This is a genomic window from Acetatifactor aquisgranensis, assembly GCF_943193215.1.
In the GTDB taxonomy this organism is placed as follows: domain Bacteria; phylum Bacillota; class Clostridia; order Lachnospirales; family Lachnospiraceae; genus Acetatifactor; species Acetatifactor aquisgranensis.
In genome coordinates this window covers 112,759-135,296 of sequence record NZ_CALPDH010000014.1, presented here as the reverse complement: position 1 = coordinate 135,296, position 22,538 = coordinate 112,759, and the positions used below count along the sequence as shown (strand labels likewise).

At 43.3% G+C, this 22,538-nt stretch carries 16 protein-coding genes and 1 pseudogene; 1 reads left to right on the top strand and 16 read right to left on the bottom strand.

The genetic code is table 11. The features are described from left to right. Window positions 1–8: 8 nt before the first annotated feature. From NFS35_RS13805 to NFS35_RS13730, 16 genes are all read right to left on the bottom strand, one after another. Window positions 9–974, bottom strand: a complete 966-nt coding sequence (locus NFS35_RS13805; protein WP_251207703.1) for a hypothetical protein — start codon at window positions 972–974, stop codon at window positions 9–11. Between the two features lie 12 nt (window positions 975–986). Further along, entirely contained in the window at window positions 987–1,538 is a 552-nt protein-coding gene (locus NFS35_RS13800; RefSeq protein ID WP_251207702.1) for a hypothetical protein, read from the bottom strand. Between the two features lie 11 nt (window positions 1,539–1,549). Further along, a complete protein-coding gene (locus NFS35_RS13795; protein WP_251207701.1) occupies window positions 1,550–3,547 on the bottom strand; it encodes an AAA family ATPase in 1,998 nt (665 codons plus the stop codon). Beyond that, window positions 3,544–3,693, bottom strand: coding sequence for a hypothetical protein (locus NFS35_RS13790; protein WP_251207700.1), 150 nt, complete (start codon window positions 3,691–3,693; stop codon window positions 3,544–3,546). Before NFS35_RS13790 ends, NFS35_RS13795 begins: the two co-directional genes overlap by 4 nt. Next, window positions 3,674–5,839 carry a DEAD/DEAH box helicase family protein gene (locus NFS35_RS13785; RefSeq protein WP_251207699.1) on the bottom strand — a complete coding sequence of 722 codons (2,166 nt, stop codon included), beginning with the start codon at window positions 5,837–5,839 and terminating at the stop codon, window positions 3,674–3,676. The genes NFS35_RS13790 and NFS35_RS13785 overlap by 20 nt, the downstream gene beginning before the upstream one ends. Further along, window positions 5,829–6,038 (bottom strand): DUF3343 domain-containing protein, encoded by a 210-nt coding sequence (locus NFS35_RS13780; protein WP_251207713.1) that lies wholly within the window; start codon window positions 6,036–6,038, stop codon window positions 5,829–5,831. The genes NFS35_RS13785 and NFS35_RS13780 overlap by 11 nt, the downstream gene beginning before the upstream one ends. Before the next feature lies 1 nt (window position 6,039). Continuing rightward, window positions 6,040–7,197: an aminotransferase class V-fold PLP-dependent enzyme gene (locus tag NFS35_RS13775; protein WP_251207698.1), complete on the bottom strand. Its 1,158-nt coding sequence runs from the start codon at window positions 7,195–7,197 to the stop codon at window positions 6,040–6,042. Next, the gene (locus tag NFS35_RS13770; RefSeq protein ID WP_251207697.1) at window positions 7,154–8,761 is read right to left on the bottom strand and encodes a phosphoadenosine phosphosulfate reductase domain-containing protein; all 1,608 of its coding nucleotides are present in this window, start codon (window positions 8,759–8,761) and stop codon (window positions 7,154–7,156) included. The genes NFS35_RS13775 and NFS35_RS13770 overlap by 44 nt, the downstream gene beginning before the upstream one ends. 18 nt (window positions 8,762–8,779) lie before the next feature. After that, entirely contained in the window at window positions 8,780–12,316 is a 3,537-nt protein-coding gene (locus tag NFS35_RS13765; protein WP_251207696.1) for a hypothetical protein, read from the bottom strand. Between the two features lie 13 nt (window positions 12,317–12,329). Then, window positions 12,330–13,205, bottom strand: coding sequence for a DUF4007 family protein (locus NFS35_RS13760; protein WP_251207695.1), 876 nt, complete (start codon window positions 13,203–13,205; stop codon window positions 12,330–12,332). 910 nt (window positions 13,206–14,115) lie between these two features. Next, window positions 14,116–17,448 (bottom strand): SbcC/MukB-like Walker B domain-containing protein, encoded by a 3,333-nt coding sequence (locus NFS35_RS13755; protein WP_251207694.1) that lies wholly within the window; start codon window positions 17,446–17,448, stop codon window positions 14,116–14,118. Window positions 17,449–17,615: 167 nt separating this feature from the next. Further along, window positions 17,616–18,302 (bottom strand): DUF4194 domain-containing protein, encoded by a 687-nt coding sequence (locus NFS35_RS13750; RefSeq protein WP_251207693.1) that lies wholly within the window; start codon window positions 18,300–18,302, stop codon window positions 17,616–17,618. A 9-nt stretch (window positions 18,303–18,311) separates the two neighbouring features. After that, window positions 18,312–19,715, bottom strand: a complete 1,404-nt coding sequence (locus NFS35_RS13745; protein ID WP_251207692.1) for a Wadjet anti-phage system protein JetA family protein — start codon at window positions 19,713–19,715, stop codon at window positions 18,312–18,314. 28 nt (window positions 19,716–19,743) lie between these two features. Then, window positions 19,744–20,067: an MAG6450 family protein gene (locus NFS35_RS13740; protein ID WP_251207691.1), complete on the bottom strand. Its 324-nt coding sequence runs from the start codon at window positions 20,065–20,067 to the stop codon at window positions 19,744–19,746. 1 nt (window position 20,068) lies between these two features. Then, window positions 20,069–20,665, bottom strand: a complete 597-nt coding sequence (locus NFS35_RS13735; protein ID WP_251207690.1) for a Panacea domain-containing protein — start codon at window positions 20,663–20,665, stop codon at window positions 20,069–20,071. Further along, window positions 20,637–21,680: an SDH family Clp fold serine proteinase gene (locus tag NFS35_RS13730; RefSeq protein ID WP_251207689.1), complete on the bottom strand. Its 1,044-nt coding sequence runs from the start codon at window positions 21,678–21,680 to the stop codon at window positions 20,637–20,639. Before NFS35_RS13730 ends, NFS35_RS13735 begins: the two co-directional genes overlap by 29 nt. Window positions 21,681–22,151: 471 nt before the next feature. Between NFS35_RS13730 and NFS35_RS29015 the strand changes: the two are divergent. After that, a pseudogene (locus NFS35_RS29015) lies at window positions 22,152–22,355 on the top strand (GTP-binding protein); the annotation flags it as partial. Window positions 22,356–22,538 lie beyond the last annotated feature (183 nt).

The following is a 22,538-nucleotide window of genomic DNA, read 5'->3' as shown; positions in this document are numbered from 1 at the left end:
ATCCCCTCCTATATCAGTCCCCTGATTCTCTTCAGCTTCTTAATCAGTGCTTCTGGATTGCTCTTCATTTCCTCTATTAAACCAGAATCGTTTTCTGATTGTCTGTTTTCATATAAACCTTCCAACCCCTTATTTCTGCTTTCCTCAGCTTCCGTCGTTACTCGCTCTAATTCATCTGCTTCGAATAGCATTTCAATCGTATTCACCTTTGAAGACTGTATGTCTCTTAGTTCTTCTACGATTTCCTCCAAAATCTCTGCAAAACCCTTTCCTAGCTCATTCTGAAAGAAATCTATATATCTTTGGAGTTCTGTTTGCACACTTTCTCCGTATTTTCGCTCTATTTCATACAGTGAATCTATATACCCGAATTGTATACCACGCTTTCTTAGAATCATTTCATCATAATCCACATACCTTGCTACTGGCTTTACAGCCTCCGCAAACGTATTATAGTATTTTAAAAACCATTCGCTTTCACTTTCCAACGTCACTTCATCTAAAATATCCGGCAGCTTATCAGGCTCCGATAAAGCACAGTTCTTCCATTCCTCTTTACTATCAAATAATCTTACCCCAAGATGCACACCATCACTCAGTTTTATCACAAAAATAGTAAAACCGCCTATAGCTTTAACCACTATTTTCATAAAGAATACTGCGGCATAAATATCATCCGGATTCCAAGACAAGTCCACAGCAATAAACCGGCAGGGCATATTTCCTCTCTTTGTTTTCCTATAAAAGTCTGAATATACAAAGATATCTCCCACACCCTCAATAAATTTACGCTCTTTTACATTGTATACTTCATTAGAATCCCCATGTAAAAATACAAACTTTTCGCATGATTCTACTGTGCATCCCTTATCCCCTGCCATTAAGCCTGTCTCTTCCAGAAAGGCAGAAATATGCCGGACAGAAAAATCGTTATTCAATTCGCCAACCTGCTCGGCTATCTCTTGTCCAGACAAATCCCCCGCTCCTTAGTCCAAATACCTGCTTATCCCTTCTCTTATGGCATCGCCGTTCTGTTCGTCATAAAATCTTTTGACATAGGCGTAAATCTGCTTTAAATAGTCATCCACATCATGGCATTGTTCCACAAATTCCTCATGCAGAATTTCCAAACCCCCAAGAAAATAGGCATTAAATATTTTCATGTTTTTCTCTATCAGTGCTTTATCTTCCGGTGTTTCTTCTGCAAATTTAAATGCCCTATACAGCCGCTTATCCTCGTCTGGCTCCGAATCCACATCCAACATCATTATGATTTGATATACATACTTTAATTCCTGTCTCCTCCTGCCAAATACATCTGCAAGCATACCCGCATTACCTTCCACAGAATTATCAATTACCCCTTTTCTGTTGTACTGGTACCCAATCAGCGGACAAACTATATAGGCATCAATATAAGCATTGAATATCTTAAAATTATCGTGCAGCTCCCTATCTGGCACATTTCCAGCCAATTCGCATAAATCTTTCCAATAATTTGCATGTTTTCCGGTTATCCTAAAGTCCTTATCAAACATGGCCATCCCCCTTAAACAATGTGTGTAACAGTATCAATTTCTTTACCGTAAACATCCCTGTCTTTTTCGATTTTATAACTCTTCCCTACGTAGCCCTGAAGATTGCCTGATGCATATTCCCAATCTTTCTGCATTACTGCCATAATCACTTGATTTGCGGTTTTCGGCAGAATCTTGCAAATATTGTCTATATGTATTTCATCCACATTGGAAAAAGGCGCATCCATGACGACCGGGTAAACTTGTCCCAGTTTCATATCATCCTCATCCAGTATTCTGTCTTTTGCCATGGAGACGAGACTTGCAATAAAAGCAAAACTCTTAACCGCTTTTAGCCCGTCCGATTCCTCGGTGGTAATATCAGAGTATTTGACTCTGTATTTATCATCAATTTCTATTGCCCTTTCTCCATGATACATTTTAGAGAAATTCTCGTTTACCCGTTTTTGCAGTTCAATGCGGACAATGTCTTCCTTTTCTCTATAGGTGTCAAGAAGCCATTCGTATACGCGTTGTGCATATGCTATCAATCTGGCTGTCCGCTGGTTTCTTTTACTGCTGTTTGCAAATTTATCAATTGCTTTTCGGCAATTCTCTATATTGGATTGGCATTCGCCTAATTTCCGGTTGCATAAGTCATAGTCCTGTTTCGCCTCCGAATATTTTATGTGCGCGTTTTTCCGATTATTTTCTATTCTACGCGCTTCCGAGTCATCAATAACCTTTCCTGCCAATGCTTCTAATTCATTTTGTAGCTGTCCAATCTGGCGTTTTGTTTCACGGTATTCAATAAATTTACGTTCTATATTGTCTTTATAATCCTCCGTCCCCGCTAAATAGCCTTCTGATTTATCCTTATACTGCCTTACTGCATCGCCTACATGTTCAGGAGGCAGCACTCGTCTCTCCTCCATGACTCTCATAAAAGGCGGAGTACCAGGTTTCAACGGAGTACCGCAGATACAAGTCCCCCGCTTAATCAAATAATCAATTGCATCCTGCTCCATCGCCGGTATGCTTTCTCTCACACCGCCCGCTTTCGCATTTTGCTTTTCCAGAAATTCCAGAGATGCCTTAATAGAGGGCAAACCGAAATACGCAAATGTGCGATTGTTAAAAAGCTGAACTATATCTTGCTTAATTCTTTCAAGTTTTTTGACTTCTCCCTCAAGAGCACTTTGAACTCTTCTCCTTCTGTCTGCCAACTCTTTTACTTGCTCTATATTACTTTTTGCAAGTTGAGCGTCAAAAAGCTTTTCTTCCTCAAGCCAATAAGCAACCTGTTCATAATAGTTTTTTAGTTCTTCTTCAAGTTCCGTCTTTCTCTTTGTATAAGTTTCAAGTCCATCCTTTGCTTTTTGGGCATTTGTGTCTCCCGTGGTATCAATATCTCCCTCAAACTCTTTTACAACAGTTCGTAAATGAGTGTATGCATTTTCCAATACATCCAACCGCATTAACCCTCGAACTGCTTTTGATAAGTCGGTGCGGTTGGCAATCCCGGAAATTCGCTCGCCGCCAAAAAAGAAATAGTCGGACAAATCTCTGGGCAATACCCTATTCATGGACTCCTCAATATTTGACCTGTCTATTTCTGATTTCGTCTGTCCATCTTTTTGAAGATATTCCAGAATAACATCCTCCTGGGGTTTTTTCCCCAGTTCAACCATTATTTTGCCGTTCTCTACATGTCTTTCCATACAAACATATCTGTGGGTTCTTTTAATGGTATATACCTTTTCATCATGAATAAAAGTTACCGCCACCCATGTTTCCTGGATATCATCCATGTTCATATTTTCCCGCACTTCACTATTAAGAAGAACCATATCCTCAAAGCCGTTTTTTCCATACAGACACCACTCAAAAGCTCTGATAATCGTAGTTTTTCCAGAGGTATTCACGCCTATCAGGACGGTGACATTCCTTTCAGAATCGGTGGAGAACTCGACTTCCTGTAATCCGATATATTGCCTGAAATTGTACATTTCAAGTTTATTGATAATCATCTCTTCTCCACCTCCCGAATAATCATCTTCTTAATCTTTTCTACCATAGCAGGATTTGATTCTTTTTTTACCGTATTTTCCGTTTCCATATCGAGTATCTGAAACTTGATAATATCCAATTTTCTCTCATCCAAATTCTGCTCCATCTTCTGTATCCTCCATTTCATCATTTGAAATTTGATAGGCGCTAATCAACTCATTTATTAATTTGTCTGAATCCCTGGAATTTAATGATATTTCGCCAAACTCCTTTATTCTTGCCAGTTCCCGCTTTGCCAATGCCTTCTCGCAGTTAAACTCTGTTCCATATACGTTGACTTCCTCTAAAGATGTTGCAAGTGTTACAAAATCATAGATAACAGCATAAGGCTTATTGGGGGCAAGCCTCAACACTCTTCCTCTTCTCTGGATATATTCTTTTGGATTCGTGGTACTCGCTAAAATGAAAGCTGTTTTTATGCTGGGAATATTTACCCCCTCATCCAGGCACTTAATTGCCACAATAGCCTGATAGGGATTGCATGTGGCAAATTGTCTTTTTATTTCTTCTCGCTCCTGAGCCGATTCATTTGAAGTAAAATGAGTTACTTTCATCCCCAGTTCATTTCCAAGAATTTTGGAAACCGCCACTATTTGACGTTCCCCTTCCTCATCCCGTTCTGATTCATCCTGTTCAAATGTCTGTACCCGTGTCGCACCGCAATATACTAAGATATGAGAGCTATCTTTATATTTCTGCATTATTTCCCGCAGAATAGCTAATTTTCCTTTTGCCCCGGCCACAATTCTGGCCCTTTGCACCAATAGCATTTTCCCTTTCTCGGTAATTTTCAATTTTCCATGCTTATCCTTATGGCATTCTTTCGATGCTCTGTATGATAAATCCTTATATTCCATAAGTTCTTCGGCATCCAAATATACGAGAATAGGATAGTAATAATAAGGGGTTAGTTTTCCCTCTTTGATTGCTCTTTTTAAATCATATTCAATACATTTGTTGCCAAAATACGCTTTCAGTGCCTGCGTCCCCGCTTCATCACCATGCCTCTCTAATGTTGCCGACAGCGCTAAGCGAAATTCAATTTGAGGGTAAAGGCTTTTTTGCAATTTATTGGACCCAAAATTATGCGCTTCATCTACAAGCAGCAAAGTATTTTTTCCTAAGCTATTCATCATGCCGCCGACAAATTTAGAAGAGTAAGTTGCATTTGTAGTTACAAAGCAAAAAGAATCAATAATACCCAAATTGAAATCTAGTATATCGTCTTCCAATCTCTGTTTCCAATTTTTCTGCTTCGATGCCGAATACCCTATAATCGGCTCCATATTAAATAGTTCTATATCTTCTACCCATTGTTCCACCAAATGCTGGTATGGGCACACAATAATAATAGCCAGTTTTTTCTTTTCCTCAAAAAGTTTTGCAACCGCCCCTAAACCGGTATAAGTCTTTCCGGTTCCCGTCGCCATATCAAAAATGCCACAGTATCCATTCATTTTCCAGGTCTCTATAGCTTCTATCTGGTAATCTCTTAATCCAAATCCCTCTGGTATTTTGGGATTGCCCCTTTTGATTTCTTTTTCCTCTTCTATTTTCTCCACTGCATCAATGTCATAATTTGCTTCCGGTTTTTTCCTTACTTTAATCCTTTCCCGGATTACTTCCGGGAAATCGATAACCTCCAAATCCTTATCCTGGCCACTCCACAACAAGTCAAAATCCTTTTGCATCTCATCCGCATATTCTTTGGATTCCTCCCATGATGCAAATACAACGATAGACTCGTAATTGTTATAAAATGCATTACTTGTCTCATTTAACGAGCCTGTAAATACTATTTTGTTTCTATTTTTATCCTCCACAATCCCAACTTTTTCATGATACATACCCATTTTTCTACGAGGCGGCGTAAATGCGACTTTTATTTCTAAAATACCATTTTCTATGAGATGCGCCAAAAGATTCAATCTCTCTTCCTGAAAATAGTTTTCTGGCTCTTTCCATTCCCGGAGCAAAGCATTTTCTACGATTTTTCTTTTCTCGTATCCTTTCTCCATTGCCTCCACATCTTCTGCATTTAAATAAGGAGAGACAATAAATTGTATCTTTCCGTTATTCCTTACTAATCCGGAAATACCCTTTGTCAACTCAATCAATGCCGTAGATGAAAAGAAACCTACGGAGCGTTGATATAGGACGGCATTTTTTAACACTGGAATATAAAATTCTTTTACTATGTTATTTTTATATGTTTTATAGTATTTTTGCAATGACAATTCTCTAAATGACATGTCCCGCCCCTTTATAAATTATATGAAATTCCATCCCCTCTAATACAGAGACTGCTTCTTCCTCCTCCGTCTCTATGCATACGCCGCAATAGGCCTTATCAGTTGCTGGTGTCGGCACAATCTCACATTCAATATCGTTTTCTTTTAATTTTTCTTCCCCGGCAAAGACCTCATTTGTACTATAAAAAGCAATATTCATTTTACTCACCCAGTCTTCTCAATATGTCGATAAATTCGTATATTTCATCCTCTGTATTAAAGCAGCTCACGCTAACGCGAACCACACCTGTTTTTACGGTTTTTAAGGCTTCATGGGCTAATATGGCACAGTGAATACCTCCTCTGGTGCAGATTCCCCATGTATCCAGGTATTTCACAACCTCATCGGCTGAATAGCCGTCTATATTGAACCCTACTACGCCCACTCTTCCAAACTCGTAATCATATATTTTTATATTTTTAATAGTGCTTAATTGTTCTAATAATAGTTCAACAAGCTCTTTTTCTTTTTTATATATCTTTTCTCTGTTCTGTTCACAAAAGTCTATGGCAGCTCCTAATGCCCAAATTGCAGGCATGTTTAATGTACCGGCCTCTAAGCCCTCCGGAAAAACTTGGGGATTCATGTATTCATCTCCGAGAATCCCCGTCCCTCCCTGAAGCAGTGGCTTTATCTCTTCTTTGTCTTTACAGCACAAACCTCCTGTGCCTGGCAAGCCCATCAAATCTTTATGTCCTGTAAATGCCAGGTAATCTATCTGGCCGGCCTTCATCGAAATGGATATTTTCCCTGCGCCCTGGGAAGCATCCAAAAACGTCGTAATGTTCTTTTTTTTCGCTTCTTCAAACAATTCAGGTTTATAGATAATCCTTCCTGTAAGATTACTGGCTAATGTCAAAGCCAACACTTTTGTATTGGTTCTGGTATATTTATCTAACAATTTTTCTGGACTTAATTCCAGGTCATCGTGCTGTATAACAGAATAATCAATCATTCCAATACTTTTCAAATAGTGCAAGGGACGAAGAACAGCATTATGTTCATAACAGGAAATGACCACATGGTCCCCTGTTTTCAGAAATCCTTGAAAGAACAGATTTATTGCTTCTGTTGAGTTTTTGGTAAAAATAACATTGGTTGGATTATCAAGTCCGAAAAAAATACCTGTTTTCTTTCGGACTTGATAAAGCATTCTGGACGCACTAATACCCAGGGAATAACTGCCTCTTCCAGGACTTACCCCTATTTCGCGTACATAGTATTCAAAAGCTTTAAATACTTCTTCTGGCTTTACCTTTGTAGTGGCAGCATTGTCAAAGTAAATCATCTTTCCCTTTCTTCCCTGCAACTTTATCACAGATGATACATCCATTGTAAAACTTCGCAATACAGGCTTTACAATGCTGACATTTGCTTTCGTCAATGGTATAGGCACCGTGTATGGTATCGATTGCCCCATATGGACAAACTGAATCACAGGCTGAACATCGAATACAAAATTGATATTTTCTTAGCTGGCACTTCAATCTGTTCACCAGGTTGGTGACATCGATTCTCTCTTCTGGAAGAACTTTCAAAACATTGGTGCCGAATGTAATTATCAACGAAAAGCACTTGCGATATTCTTTTGATTTGTCTTTATCATAAACTTCTATATATGTCTCATCCTTCTTGTCCTGTATCTTTAAATCGCCAAAGGGCTTAAACAGCTCTATCACATCTCGGTTCAGCTTTCTTCCTGCAATAATATTCCTGGCAGTATCAGATAAATTGCAGACAGTATCCATGATTGTGACATTTTTTTCCTCCAGGCCACTGGCTCCTCTTCTTACTCTCCAACGTCCCTCCTCATAATAGTCATCTAAATCTCTCTTTCCTGTTTTAGCTGCAAAATCATATATCATTTCTTTCCATCGCTGCATATCCTCTGGATGATATATTGCAGTCAACATCATTGACCAGTCGGAATTATTCGGACAACACCAACAGCCTACTCTTTTGTACCCTAATTGATAGCAATCGTTAACCAAAAGGTTTTTGTATAAAATATAAAGCCATACATCATAATCAGTCCATTCTATTATAGGCATTGCGTTAATCTGACTGGAAATCTTTGAATGCTTCTGTGTTTTCTCGTACTTCTTTCTGGCTAACGATTCACTATGCCTGATTCCCAAAAAAGTCAAACTATTCTTTGGCATATAATCCAACTCTTTATTTATGCTGCTGGTTTTAAAAATGGTACAGCACCATCGTTCATATTGGCTTGGCGGGCCAAAAACTTTGCATAACTGAAAGAAATCATTTTCCGGCTCACTGGGAAGCACAAAAATTTCTGGGTTTTCCTCTCTAAATTTTGTATTAACATAGTCATATGTCTCCGGGAACTCCAGGGTAGTATCTCCAAAAAAATGGATTATCTTATTATCTTGCAAAGTGTCCCTTACAAGTCTGCTGACAACCGTCGAATCCTTTCCCCCAGAAAAAGATATGGATGTTCTATATGAATTCTTATACTTTTCTGCAGTCTCCATTACATACTTTTCTGCGTCCAAAACCAGACCCTGTAAATACCTCTTATTAGCTTCCACTATCCCCATATAAGGAGAATAATCTCTCTCTATTTCAATATTATCCCTCAACTCCTCTGCAAACTCTAAGTATTTTTTTTCTTTATACCAATCCTTATATGAAATTCGCACAAGCTGCCCATCTATATAATAATTAGTCGCACCTAAATACCAAATACTTTTATTCTCTAAATCCTCTCCCGCAATTTTACTTAAAAGTTTTCGCTCTTGTTTGAATACAGGATTGCAGATGGTTCCCTCCGAAATCTTTGTCAAATTACCATTGCAAATCTGCTTATGTAATTGCCTGTCAAAAACCGGTACATTACATTTATCGCACCAGAATATCATTTACCCACCTCTGTAATGTCAAATTTCCGATAAAAGCCGAGCCAAAATCACCACTTTTTCCTCCTGCGGAATATTTCGTCCAAAACCGTTCAATGTGGATTTCATTTTATTCAACATCACTTGACCATTTTCACTTATTTCGCATTTATCATAAGTTGATACTTTGGGTTCTTCTCCTGCCGTCTTTATGATAATTTGGAATTCGCTCTCCCCGGGCTGCCCATCAGAGATATAGTCATCTAATCGTTCCAGTATATCTTGCAGCCTCTTTTCAAAGTCTTCAATCATTGAATCGCTCCAATAATCCGTTTCAAAACCAGCAATTATTTTTGCGATATTACCGACTACTTCTTCATTATCACTTTCCGGATTTAACGCCTGAACATAATTCAAAAATGCATTTGTCTGATAATCAAAGTTTTTCTGCTTCTTTACTTCCCACTTTGATTCATATATTCTAATAAGTCCTGGTGCAAGCGTCTCATCTTTCCCAAAATCCAGAAGATTTCTTACTATTGTATCAATATTATTATTTTGATTCAATAGGACATTTTCCAACTCCCCACATACCCGCTTTATAATCTGCAAAAGATCATCCAAATTGCTTTCCATTTTAGGAAGTTCTACAAAGAAAAACTTATTAAAATCCTTATGTGATAAACTCATGATGTCTCTATATTGTTTTGCCATCTCTGAAACATATTTATCCGTTGCCCTTGCAATTTTGGGTAGATTAGCATAGTGCCTATTCATAGCTCCCAAAAGCTCTCTCAATCTGTTTTTGGGATTCAACGTCAAATATTCCGCAAAATATTCTTCTAATCCATTTATGTATCTACGCTGCTCTTCTGTCCAGTCACATAAATAGAAATAATAATCATCAGGCCTTTCAAATGCTTTTAAAAGTTCTTCTGCAGAATATTCTCTTTCAGCACCATGAAAATAAATTCCCACATTCTCATATTTTTTTAACTCGACTGCAAATAGCAATGGAATATATCCATCTCTAAGTCCAAACGGCTCCTCCTTTAAAAGCTTCACCAACTCCTGCAAAGGACGCTGTGCTCTAGTACATCTTCTCAAATAATTTATAATTTCCTGCTTTACATAATCTCCGGTGTACTCCCCTGCAGCCGCTCCTGCCTCTTGGGGGAAGACATTCTTAATTACTTCATTATCCTCAATAAATCCATTTTTCAAAAGAGTTGAGCGAAGCATGGTATGCTCTGGAGACATGGGTGAAAATGCACTTGTCCCATTATCTTCTCCACTAATAATTGCAGAAATGACTTTAACCCTCGATGCCTTGATTGTTCCTGAAAGATTATTTTTATTTACAATATCATTGTTTACAATTATTGTTTTATTGAATGCCCTAAACATCATCTGACTTGCTTCTGTTGCCAGTTCTTTTTCTGATAATAGCTTTTTGCATTCACCATTTACAAATGTCAATATATTTGAATTCTCAAAAGACTTCCACTTTCGGATATCTTCGCTGACAATCCCCCTTTGTTCCTCTAAATATAGTTCTAATTCCCTTACCGCCGTTGGATCCTCCTTTTTTAATTCCTCCCGAATAGAATAAAAATATTCGATGGCAATATAGCGTTTCACTTCTTCTCTTAGCTCATTGGAGGTAGGATTCACCAACAATATGGAACGTTCTAAAGTATTTTGTGTATTTGTATAAAATTCTTCTGAGTAATCATCATCAAATACCAGTGCTAATACACCATCATAATATTGAGGTATTATTCTCAATAATGACTTTTTGCTGATATCCTGTTTCTGCAAAAAAACAGGAATAAATATTCTGTTTATATGATATTTTGCGTTATATTCATAGGGATACACTACAAAATTAATAAACTTTTCATTTAACTCTGTCATTATCATTTCATTTGTAATGCCCTGAATTTTTTCTTCAATCATTGAGTCAAAATCATAGATGCTACTATCCAAAAAGTCATAATAGCCATATTGCCTCATGAACTTTATTATCTTCATATGCTCCAGGCAATCAATGGCTCTATCAATGGCATCATCTTCCTCATCAATCACATATTTTAAGGTATCCCTATCAGCCGATAAAACAGCCGTATCTGCAATAATATTGACAACTGCCATCGTTTTCAATATTTTTCTTTCTGTTTGAGCCGTCTCAACCGGACCCAGTTTGTTAAGTGCAAACTGGAGCTTCTTATAGTTTTCATATACATCATCTGCCCTATAAGCCCTTATGTTTACCTCAAAATAATCGTAAATCAAATCAAGCCCTACAAAGTGAAACTCGTTTGTATCCATCTGCTTAATCTGCTTGAAAAGTGCATTCTCTTCATCACTTGCCAAGTAAGTAAAAAAGGTTCTCTCATTTTGTGCTACTCGCTTGGATAGACGGTCTAGCGCATATAAGGTGATGGGATGCAAAGGAAATCCACCTTCAAACGGATTTTTCCCATCTTGTGGACGCAGAAATCCCTTGAATCCATAAGCACGTTCAAACAAATTCTTAAGCTCCTGTTCAAAACGTTTACTGAATTTGTCCCACTGCCCTGTTTTAGGTATTATGTGTGGAATCAATGATAAGCATTGGTCATATTTAGTATTAATCGAAGTTGCCCGAAACCTTCCTTCAACCTTTTTCCATTCTTCGCTCAAATCACCTCTCAGCTTTTCTGTATAAAGAGAAAGTTGTTTGTGTGACACAAGAATCACATAATTATTGAATACAGAGTGGTCACAATATTCAGCTAAATCCTGAATACTTTTTACACGGACAGACTCCCCTTTATCTTCAAGATATCTGCCAAATTCATCAAATACAAATACAATTCCCTGATAATCACTGGCAATCACTTCATTTGCAGTGTCCAGGCTATCTAATAGATTTCCAGTTTCACTTACAAAGTTTGCCCCATATGTCATAAGCCGAAAGACTTCATCAAACATCTTTTCACTTTTGTTGTCATACTGCGCCAATCCGGCTTCCAAATCTATAACTTCAATTTCAAGTTTGTTCAAAATATCATGTAATCGCGAAGATGATTCCTGACCATTTTCCCATGTATTTAATAATTTTAATGCTTCCTGAAAATAATCTTTAAAACATACTGCAAGATTTCTGTTATCCAGTTCTTTTTTTAACGAATAAATTATGCATTTGTCAAAATCTTTATGGTCTGAATATACAGGAACAACAAAATAAGGTTTTTGCGTATCCGCATATTCCTTTAGATATATGGATAGTGATTTATCATATTCATCCAAGGCTCTCAATAAATCCTCAAAAGCCTTACTATTTGTATTTATCTGCCCCAAAACCGCACATAGTACAGTCAAAAGGTGAGACTTACCCGTACCATAAGAGCCATATAAAATTCTGGAATGTACATTTGTTTTCTCGATAATGCCATATAAGTATTCAGCCAAAATTTCTGTAGTTGTTTTGTTGGGAATGAACTCGGCAAGTCTGTTCTGATTTTTTAAATCAAAATTCAAGTTTGCCGAATATTTATATTCTTTTTTTCTTTTTATTAGTCTTGAATAGTCCATATGTTTTTTCTACCTACCCAATATAATATTTATCCAGCAATTGGTTATATTCTCTGTCCACGAACTCCACATATCGGTTTCCAAAATTGTTATTTAGCGCAATATATCCCTTATTTTCTGCTTCCAATAAGAAGTCCATCAACTTTGAATATTTCATATTAAAATATTTACCAATTTGATAACGTTCTTCCATTAGCTTGTCTATACTAATGGAAGCACTATTTTTGCTTTCCTCTATATTATCCATGGCAATGCAATAGATTAAGATTTCCAATGGAATATCCTTTTGGGTCAATAATCTCTTTGCCATTCTTTTATTATCATCAACATAAAGTATCTTTAACGGTGCTAAAAAAGGGTATGTATCTTCATCCATTATGTTTTTAAGGTCAAAATTATCGTCACCAATATAAGTGCTTCTAAGACAATTGTACTCCTTATCAACAGCAGCTTTCCGAATACTCACGCCATTCACTGTCAAATATAAGTAAAATGCATCTATAAATTCTTCCTTGCAAATGGAATTACTTCCCCATTCATTAAATAACCAATACCACGCTGTCGCTTCTTCTTTATTAAGTGCCAGACTTCTATGCATCAGTAAAAGAGAGCCTTGTCTTTGAAAATATATATCTGAAAATTCTAGTGCCTTAAATATATTTGTTTTTTCCTGTACGATTCCCTCCGCATCCTTCCCTTCTGTTGTAAGCCCCATGGCTACAGCCCAATATCTCAAGGCTTTTATCATAATCCGCCCCACTCCAATATTGTCAACAGCTTCTTGTTCTTTACTTGGAGAAAATATATGTTTGTCTTCATTTACAGCCAGCAGAATTTTTGTACCCCATCCGTTTCTCATATAAAACGAACCATGTTTATTCAAGACCATCTTGTTTGTTGTCCTCCAATAGCAATTTCTAATCTATATTAAAGTTTTACTCTATTATCAATATCAATTAAAACCTTATCACAAATATACAATATATAAAATCAAGAATAGTATACCACAACAAATTATTTAAGTCTTTACTTTTTTAAAAATAACATGCTTACAATATTTCTCGTTGCCTTTCCACGGCCTTTCGTCCAGTTCTGGGAACATCATGTGCTTCACTTTCCGTTTACCCTGGTACATAAAATATTTCCGTCTCCGGCTAAAACAAGAATCTGCTTCAATTTCAAATTTGAAACATAGACAGGGTCAGTGTCCCACAGATTGCTAATCACGCTTTTCATCTCCCTGGTAAAAACCATCCGTTTTATATGATTGCGGCATAGTAACAGCTTAACACAAAACATATGCTTTGTCTAACGGTTTGGTAGTCAATTACCGGAAACCGGGCATCCCTATCACCGAACCCGCTGTCTGTCACAAAGAAATGTATAAAAAGAGCCAGAGCGTAAAACCTCTGACTCCAGGCCACCTCATATCGTGCCAAAATCAATCCCTCCAAGAAACCTTACTCACAGCCGCCACCTCAACCGCCAGTCCCCACCGACAATCCACATTACATCCCTCTGCCACTACATCCACATGATTCTCTCCTGCTTCCGAATCCAACCAAAAACTTCTGCCCCTTATCCCAACGAAACGAATTGCTCCATAATCCGCCACCGCACAAAGCATTCAAGAACCCCCGCCCGTCCCATAGGGCGTCACAATCCCCGAACCAACTCCCTCCTCCCCCAAAACCCGAAACCACCTCCTGCTCCATCTTCACCCCCAATCCCTTCCGTCTCCGCAGCCGGCCTGCCCAGAGCCTCCCGGATAATGCTTCTTCAACAGCCTCCCCAAAATCTCAGTGATGTACCGCTCCCTTTCGCTCATGGAATTCCACGCTTCCTATCTGCATATTATCGTTCCTGACCTTCAGCACCGGGATCACCGTATCGCAGGCGAACCCGATGGAATCCGTCTTGTTGGGCGGCGCGCAGAAAATCACCTGGAAGTCCTGATTCTGGAAGAATTCCAGCATCAGCTTGATATTGTGGTCGCTCATCTTCTCAAAAGGCTCGTCGATGAAGATAAGCCTGGTGGAATTGACCCTGGCATTGTAGAGCATGGACAGGGCAGCCGACAAGATCAGGGTGTAGGGAATCTGGGTTCCGGCGCCGGAGCTGTACCCCGCCTGCCTGGAAAGCTTCCCGTCCTTCACGTCCGCATTGTTGATCACAATCTCATAGCTCATATAATTCCGGTAATCCGCAAAGTCCTGGATCGCCCCCATATCGTTTTTGTCTATGATGCGGTTGATGATCTCCCGGATCTCCTTTTCCCGCTGCTCTATCTCGTCATCCTCATAACCGTAGAGGCTGGCGAACACCATCTGTCCGTCGTCCACCTTGTTGACCTTCTTCAGGTATTCCGCGTACCGCAATATTTTGGCATAATCGGATTTGTCATCCAGGAGATTCACATCGAACTGGTATCTGGTGGAAAATTTCAGCTTCCGCAGTTCCTTGTTGATCCCCGCGATATCCTCTCTGGCCCCCAGGGCAGTCTGGTACACAGAGAGCACGAACTCATTCTTAAAGATGGATTCATACCGCCTGGTCTGCTCCGCCATTTTCGCATGGATCTCCTGCAGGTCATCCACCCATATCTTGTTCTTCCTGGCCAGGTATTTGCTTTCCTGCCCCAGGCCTTCCGGCAGCTGATCCTCCTGGTTCTTTTTCATGTTATAGGATTTCTGCCCGCCTAAAATGTTGGCCTCCAGGCTCTGCTTCTCCCCCTCCCGCTTCCTTCTGGATTCCGGCAGCATCACGTCCCCTGTCCGGGAAATCCCCGCCAAAAAGCCATCGTATTCCTCCATGGCCATCCTCGTCTCCGTGCCGTGGAGGATCCTCAGCTCTTCCAGCCGCTCTTCCCTGTCCTTCAGCGCCAGCCGATCCTGGGTCAGCTTCGTCTCATGGCTCTGATTCTCCAGCTCCAGGCTCCGTTTCCTGTCCTTTGCCTGATCCAGCCCCTTCCTCACCTTTTCAAGCTGCTTTTCCAGCTCCTGCACCTGCAGGAACAGGGTCTGGTATTCCAGATTGTTCTTCTGAGCCTCCGTCAGTTCATACAGCTTCTCCGCCGACCGGCTCAGCTCCCCCGCCGCCTGCTCATATTTGGCAAAAGCGTCAAAATCATAGGCCTTGAAGCAATCCAGCTGCTCCGTCATCCGTTGGATTGCCTCCTCCACCTTCCGCTGCTCCTGCCCCAGCGCCTGTTCCTGCTGTTCCAGCTCCTGGATCTGTCTTTCCGCATGCTTTCTGTTCAGTTCTATGGCCTCCTGCCCCAGGCAGAAGGTTTTGTTCTTCCTGGTATTGATATAGGTCACAGCCATATTTCTGGCAAGCTTCCCGCTCCTGGACATGGCGTTCTCATACCGGGGCACCTGCTCCTCGGGCACCGCGTGGATCCCTCCCAGCCAGTAATCGAAATACTTCTGGGCAATTTCGTTCTTGATCAGGAGCTTATTCACCACGGCGTCCTCATAATGCTTTACCTTCTTCCCCGCCAGCAGCCGGGTGTTCACCAGCTCCACGTATTTGTGGGAAGATCTGTCCAGCACCTGGTCAGCGATATCGAACCACTCCGGCTCCACCAGGATGCTGTATCTGTGGATTCCCAGGAAGGTCTCGATCACGGCCCTCCACTCCTCGTCCTCCACCTTCACCACATACTCACAGGAAAACATGGCCCGGGCAGGGATGTTCCGGTTCTGGAATTCCCGGTTGATCTCCCGGATCAGTTCCGCCTGTTCCGGCACATGGGAATAATCCAGCCTGTTCTTCTCGCAGTCCTCCGCCACTTTTTTATAATGGATCAGCTCTTCCTGCACCGCCTTCAGCCTGCCCCGGATCTCCACCCTCTGCTCCGTCAGGCCGTCCCTCTGGGCGGACAGCGCCCTCTTCAGCCTGTCCGAAGCGTTCTTTTTCTCCCCGTAGGAAAAATCCGCCAGGGTAAGCCCCGTCAGGATCTCCTCATCCCCGGTCTCCGCCCCCAGGCTGCCCAATGTGCGGAGCATCTCCTTCACCTGTTCCTGAAAGGCGGACAGCTCTCCCCTGGCCTGCTCCAGCCCGTCCAGTTTCGCCTGCAGCCTTCTCCGGTTCTCTTCCTCTTCCTCGATGGCCTTTGAGCAGTCCAGCTCGTTGAGGTTGCTCTTGGCCTTCAAAAGCCCGGTCTCCGCCCGGTCTTTCTCCCTCTCTTTTTCCCCGATGGTCTCCTCCAGGTGCCCGATCTCCCCTTTTTTTCCGGCAATCTGATCCTGGGTCTCCCCGATGGATTTTTTGAGTCTCAAAATATTTTTATAGATCTGCTTTCCGTCGTCCACGATCAGCCTGGTCTTCACGGCTTCGTATCTCTCGAAGTCCCTCAGGATACCCTCCAGGGCTTCCAGCTCCACTTTGATCAGTTCCAGGGTCTGGTTCATCTTCTCTATGTAATTCTTGGCGTCCCGGAGCTTGTCGAAATTGATGTCTTTGGCTTCCAGCACGGATTCCTTGATGAACTGCTGGATCTTGGCCGCGGGATTGTAGGTCATGATGCTGCGGAGCTTTCTCTGGAATTTCCTGATCTCCCCGGAGGACAGCTTCAGGCCTGTCATGTTCATGAATTTCACCATGGCCTCCCTCTGGGACATGACCGGTATCCTGTGGGCGCGCTGGAACCCCTGGTAATCATAGGGCTTCACCACCCCCTCTTCCTGGTACACATACTGCATCTGTTCCATGGAGGTATGTTCCGCCGCATACCAGTAGGAGGACACATTATTGCTGGAATTGGTCTCCAGCACCACTCCCAGCACAAAGAAATCCTCATTCAGCTCGTCATGGTATTCCAGCGAGATATGGCTGTACACATTCGGCATCCGCTCCGCCGGCCTGGAATAGATCCCGGCGCTGGGGTCTATCAGACAGCGGGTGTAGGAGGACAGCGTCCTCCTGCTGCCCCCCACATTTTGGGAGCTGGAGGATTTATTGAACTCCACGTCCCCGGTAAAGGCATATTTCATTGCGTCCAGGATCGTGGACTTCCCGCACTCGTTCTCCCCCGTAATCAAAGTAAGATCCCGCCCAATGGGGATCTTCGTATTGATAAAGCCGTACCAGTTCACCAGATATATATTCGTCAGCGCTACCTTTGCCATCCTGCTACCCTCTTGCCGTATTTCTCCGTATTTTCCATCCTGGTATCCTCTCGGACTCTCCAGGCCGCCTATCCCGCTGTTTTCAGGAACTCTTTTAGAGCGGTTCCATGCTCCTCCGCCCAATCCTTTTCAGTCGAAGGCTTCCTGAAAATCCTCCGCATTCCTTTTCAGTCGAAGGCTTCCTGAAAATCCTCCGCATCCCTTTCCGCGTCGTCCGCGTCCTCCGCGTCCTCTCCCTCTTCCCCGGCTTCCGTTTCCGCCGGGTCGAATCTGCCCTCCGGAAGATACTCCCGCATCACCTGCTTCAGCTGGGGGATATCCATGCAGAACTGCAGGGAGGGATAGAGCTTCACCTTGCTGTCCTCCTTTGTGTCGTTCTCATCCCAGGCCAGTAGGCTGAACCGCTTGAACAGCTTGAACGCCGCCCGGAACTCCGTGGGCGCCGGTTCTATCCCGTACACCTTACACTTATCGATCACGTCGCCCACTGTCACATAGATTTCCTCCGAAAAGCCCACCTTCTCCAGATAGAGCAGCCACAGCGCCAGAAGCATCTGCACCTGTTTTCCGTCGAAGACCACCAGATTGCTGCGCTTGATCCCCACCGTATCCAGATCCGCCTCGTTCTGCACCAGCATGGCCACCTTCAGCTTGTCCTCCACCACCACGTCATACCCTATCTTGCGCAGGAACGCAGAGACGTCATAGCAGTTGGACTCCACCGAAAGGTACTGGTACAGCCTTTCGTCCCTGTCCTCTATGATAAAAGTGGCGTCCAGCAGCTTCCGGATGCATCTCTTAAACAGAAGCTCTTCCTCGTCCTTCATGTTCTCCAGAAAGTCAAATTCCCCCATATGATACCTCTATCGTCTCCTGATCTTCAGATTGGTCATCCTGGCAATGTCCGTCTCCACATAGCCATCCATCAATTCCACCGTGTAAGGAAATTCCTCGATGCCGGAATACATCACAGCCGCGGCAAAGAGCATGGCTTCCTCCCTGTCCGCCACCCTCTGCTCCCGGAGCTCCAGCTCCTCCCTCCCGGCCATCCTCCCGTCCAGGAAATGCCTGGCGCCGTCTATGGAAAAACGGTTCTTCGTACCGGACATCACCGCCTGGGTCAGCAGCTCCTTCTCCTCCCGGGAAATGTCCCAGAGCGGAAGGCCGATCTCCCCGCGATCCCGCTCCCTGGGCTTCCGCCTCTCATAAGACTTCCTGCCGATGTACTTTTGGGAAGAGACCCTCATGCAGCCTGCCGCCCGCTCCAGCGCCTGCTGCCTTTCCTCCTGTCCCATCCCTTTCAGGGCGCTGAGAAATCCGTCCAGAAGGGACTCCATCTCCACGCCGTTTCCCATCACCAGCATCATCCGGATGTTGGCCAGACGATAATAGGTATTGATCCTGGCATCGATCAGCTCCATGTTCTCCTGGTATTCCACGCTGAGGAAATAGGAGAGCCTCGCCAGGACGGCCTGCACCTTCTCTCTGGCCTGTGCGCCCTCTATCTGGTGCACGGCGGCGCATTCCGCGGCCATTTTTTCAAATATCCGCCCCTCTTCTATGACGCGGAGCTTGTTCCGGATGAAGGAAAGCTGGCTTGGGATCAGGCCGTTATTTTTCAGGAAGAAATAATCGTTGAAAAATTTGTCCAGCAGTTCGTCCTTCATCAAAAACTTTCCCACGCTGTTGGCATCCTGGAGCTCCATCACCATCCGCATGATATTGGCGATGCTGTCTTTTAAGTCCAGCAGCTCGTTCTTCAATTCCTCCACATGGTCTGACAGGGGGTTCAGGATCGTGGAATAAGGCCGTTCCGCCCGGGCGGAATCCTCCTCAAAGCTTGCCTTCAGGATCTCGTACATGGAAAAAATGTGATTGGAAAGCGTCCCCTGATTCCCCTTCTCACACATTTTCCGGAAAAATTCCATGATCCTCCGGCAGCTCATAGACACATTGGCCACATTTTCCCCATTCCGCCCGATCTCCCGGGGGGTGACCCAGCCGCATTCCCGCAGATAGGCCATGATGGCGGAGGCGCTTCTGTCCGGCGCCTGCTGCTCCTGTCCTTCCCCCTGCTCATCCTGGAACACATATTTGCTGTTCCTCAGGTAGAGCGCCACGCAGTTCCTGGCGTCGGAATCGTACAGCACAGGGACTTCCCTGGACTTCTCGATCAGGGAAAGGATGCATTCATAATAAATCCTCCGGTTCTGGCTGCTCAGAGGATGGAAAAATTTCTCGTTGTCTACCAGTTCAAATATATCCATGTGGGTTCTTTTCCTTAGTTAGTGGTTTCTAACTTCTATGCACCTTATGTCTCGGATCCAACCGGATGACCTTATAATACCCGGCCTCAATGACCACATGTATCCTAAATACTTCCGTCACCTCATAATGATACACCTGCATTCCCCTGTAAGTGTCATCCGTATCCGGTTTACGCGCAAATGCCCTGTCCACCTGGGTTACCGTCATCTGCGATATCTTGTTTAAAAAAGCCTGAAATTGTCTTACATTTTCCGGGGTCAGCTCCTTAAACGTATACCCGTTCTCCAAAGGGTACTTGAAACATAATTCAAAAGGTACCTCCCGGTTTTGTTTTTGGGTTAATTTCGCCATATCAATCGCCGCAATGGATAGACTTATAATAGGATGCCATGGTGTGGGGAGAAATCACAACCGTACATCTTTCAGCCGGTTCATATCCCCTCCTTGCCTCCATCCAGGGCAATTCCCGATGTGACAGGGCTTCCAGGGCATTTCCCGTACTGTCGCCATAAGTTTCCCATACATCTTCCAATAACCGTATATCCTCATCGTCAAAATGAGCCTTATTCCCACTTTTCATGCAGATGGTATCGTATCCAAATGCCTTGAACCGCTCCCACAGCGCAGGTGAAACCGGGCCATGTACCCATGCCTGGTAATCCGTATCCTCCAGGCGATACCCCTTCAATGCATATGCCCAGGCCTGGGCATAATAACAGAGTTTCTGAAGCTTTTTATGGGTCATATCGCTTTTGGATAAAAACCAGTTTGCCACATCGAAGATGGAATACTTCCCCGTCTCCTCCACTTCCATATCCTCTGTTTCCTCAGGGTCAATCAAAACATACCTTTCTGTATTCGTTGGAATCGCTGATGTCATGTAGGAATGATATGCATCATATGGCCATGGAGACATGGTGTTAAGTCTGATATCCTGAACCACGCTCATATATTACCTCCTCCTCTCCATTCCTCACCGAGACCTGGCCTCCCTCCGAGGCATGGTCATGCCTCCATCCCTCATAGCTTATGCTGTTCTGTATCGCCGTCTGGCCGTCCGGCATTTTCCCTCTCACCACGACCCCTTCTGTGGAAAAGTAATCCGCGCCCCCGACCACGCTCTCCAGTATGCACCTGCGGACAGCATAAGCGCCATTTACTTCCGTAATCAAAAACGGCTTGCCGAACAGCAGCTCTTCATTTATGTCGTCATATATTCTCTTTATCAGTTCATATTGAAAAGCAGTGGGGTTGACAATCTGAAGCCCTAACTCGTTTTTGGCTTCCCGCCTGTTGATGGTATAATCATGGCTCCCCGATTCACTGCATAAAAAGTCAATGATCTTCTTGATCTTTTCCGGCTCAGTGACCTGGTTCTGAAGCAGCTTTTCCGCCATCATCTGAATCTGGGCTTTTGAGCGGTATACCTCGCCCAGGACAAGCGGATGCACAAAATCCGTCAGTTTTTCGAATATGCTTGCCAACGATGCCTCATCCTGAATTTCCAACTCATTTTTAGCGAACTCCAGATAGCCCTTTACAGCCTCCACGCTTACCGGAAAAATCCCTCCCTCAGGCCTTCTGGGATTCAAAGCGGTATACAGGCTTGGATCGATCGGCCCCAGCGTAGCCTGCTTGGTCATCACAATTTCATTCGCTCCCAAACTGATAATCGTACCCGCGCTGTGCGCCTTGTGGGGTATTATGACTTGAAGAAAATCCCCATACATCCTGAGCAGATTTACGATATTCCTTGCGGTTGAAGTATCCCCGCCCCGTGTATATAAAAAAAGCGAAATCCTCCCGCATGGCTTTATTTTATCTAAATGATCGATAAAATAATCAATTACATCGGGAGAGATCTGAGCGGCCATGTTCGGCCTGTCGCTTGTCACATAAACGAGAATCTTGCTGTGAAACTCTTTTTCAAGTTCTCTATAAAGTGCAACCCTGTCCCTATACATCCAATCCTATCCCCTCTTTTCCACACCTTCTCTGTCCCATGCCCTATTTATACTGCTTAACGATTTCACTTGCCGTGAAACCAGACTGCATAACGCTGACTGATCCAATCGCATGATTACATTAGGCAGCATTCAGCGTTATGCAGTATAGGGACAGCGGCATCCACAGAAACCCCCGCCTTTCATCCATGGTGGTGCTGTCTGTGGCAGGAGGGTTTCTGAAAGCCTCCGCCGGATGCGCCAGACCACATATCACGCGGCTTTCCGGAACTCCTTTGAAACGGTTCCCCCACTTTTCCAGGTGCCGTCCTGCCCCAATGCCCGATTCTGCTTCCTGAAATTCCGAGAACCTATCCTTCTCTATGTTATGCGGTCACCAACCTTCATTCCCTCTTTCCATGTGCTTCCTGTGGATATTTTAGCATGCCCCCACAAATACCGCAATCGTTTTTTACAGCCGCTATTCCACACAAGCCCGGGGAGGAGTATATCCCGAACCTGACAGACACCCCGGGACATATGGACTTCAACTATGAAGTCAGCCGCTCCCCGGCAGCCTGCGACATTGCCATATTGGTGGACGCGGTGCAGGGCATCGAGACCCAGACCCTGGCCAATGTATACCTGCCCCTGAACCATGACCTGGACGTGATTCCCTCCGCAATGCCAGAAAAAGGCAATCCACCTTACAACAGATGAAACAACCGCATCAAACCCCAGACCCTGACCAATGTATAACTAATCCTGAATCATGACCTGGACGTGATTCCCTCCGCGACGCCCGAAAAAAACAATCCACCTCACAGCAGATGTAACAACCGCATCAAGTCCCAGACCATGGCCAATGTATACCTAATT

Bases quoted from the DNA above. Each gene is read 5' to 3' on its own strand.
- NFS35_RS13750 (WP_251207693.1), bottom strand. From the start codon at position 18,302: ATGGGGGAATTTGACTTTCTGGAGAACATGAAGGACGAGGAAGAGCTT.
- NFS35_RS13745 (WP_251207692.1), bottom strand. From the start codon at position 19,715: ATGGATATATTTGAACTGGTAGACAACGAGAAATTTTTCCATCCTCTG.
- NFS35_RS13735 (WP_251207690.1), bottom strand. From the start codon at position 20,665: ATGAGCGTGGTTCAGGATATCAGACTTAACACCATGTCTCCATGGCCA.
- NFS35_RS13755 (WP_251207694.1), bottom strand. From the start codon at position 17,448: ATGGCAAAGGTAGCGCTGACGAATATATATCTGGTGAACTGGTACGGC.
- NFS35_RS13740 (WP_251207691.1), bottom strand. From the start codon at position 20,067: ATGGCGAAATTAACCCAAAAACAAAACCGGGAGGTACCTTTTGAATTA.
- NFS35_RS13770 (WP_251207697.1), bottom strand. From the start codon at position 8,761: ATGATATTCTGGTGCGATAAATGTAATGTACCGGTTTTTGACAGGCAA.
- NFS35_RS13790 (WP_251207700.1), bottom strand. From the start codon at position 3,693: ATGGAGCAGAATTTGGATGAGAGAAAATTGGATATTATCAAGTTTCAG.
- NFS35_RS13780 (WP_251207713.1), bottom strand. From the start codon at position 6,038: ATGAATATTGCTTTTTATAGTACAAATGAGGTCTTTGCCGGGGAAGAA.
- NFS35_RS13765 (WP_251207696.1), bottom strand. From the start codon at position 12,316: ATGGACTATTCAAGACTAATAAAAAGAAAAAAAGAATATAAATATTCG.
- NFS35_RS13800 (WP_251207702.1), bottom strand. From the start codon at position 1,538: ATGTTTGATAAGGACTTTAGGATAACCGGAAAACATGCAAATTATTGG.
- NFS35_RS13760 (WP_251207695.1), bottom strand. From the start codon at position 13,205: ATGGTCTTGAATAAACATGGTTCGTTTTATATGAGAAACGGATGGGGT.
- NFS35_RS13730 (WP_251207689.1), bottom strand. From the start codon at position 21,680: ATGTATAGGGACAGGGTTGCACTTTATAGAGAACTTGAAAAAGAGTTT.
- NFS35_RS13795 (WP_251207701.1), bottom strand. From the start codon at position 3,547: ATGATTATCAATAAACTTGAAATGTACAATTTCAGGCAATATATCGGA.
- NFS35_RS13785 (WP_251207699.1), bottom strand. From the start codon at position 5,839: ATGTCATTTAGAGAATTGTCATTGCAAAAATACTATAAAACATATAAA.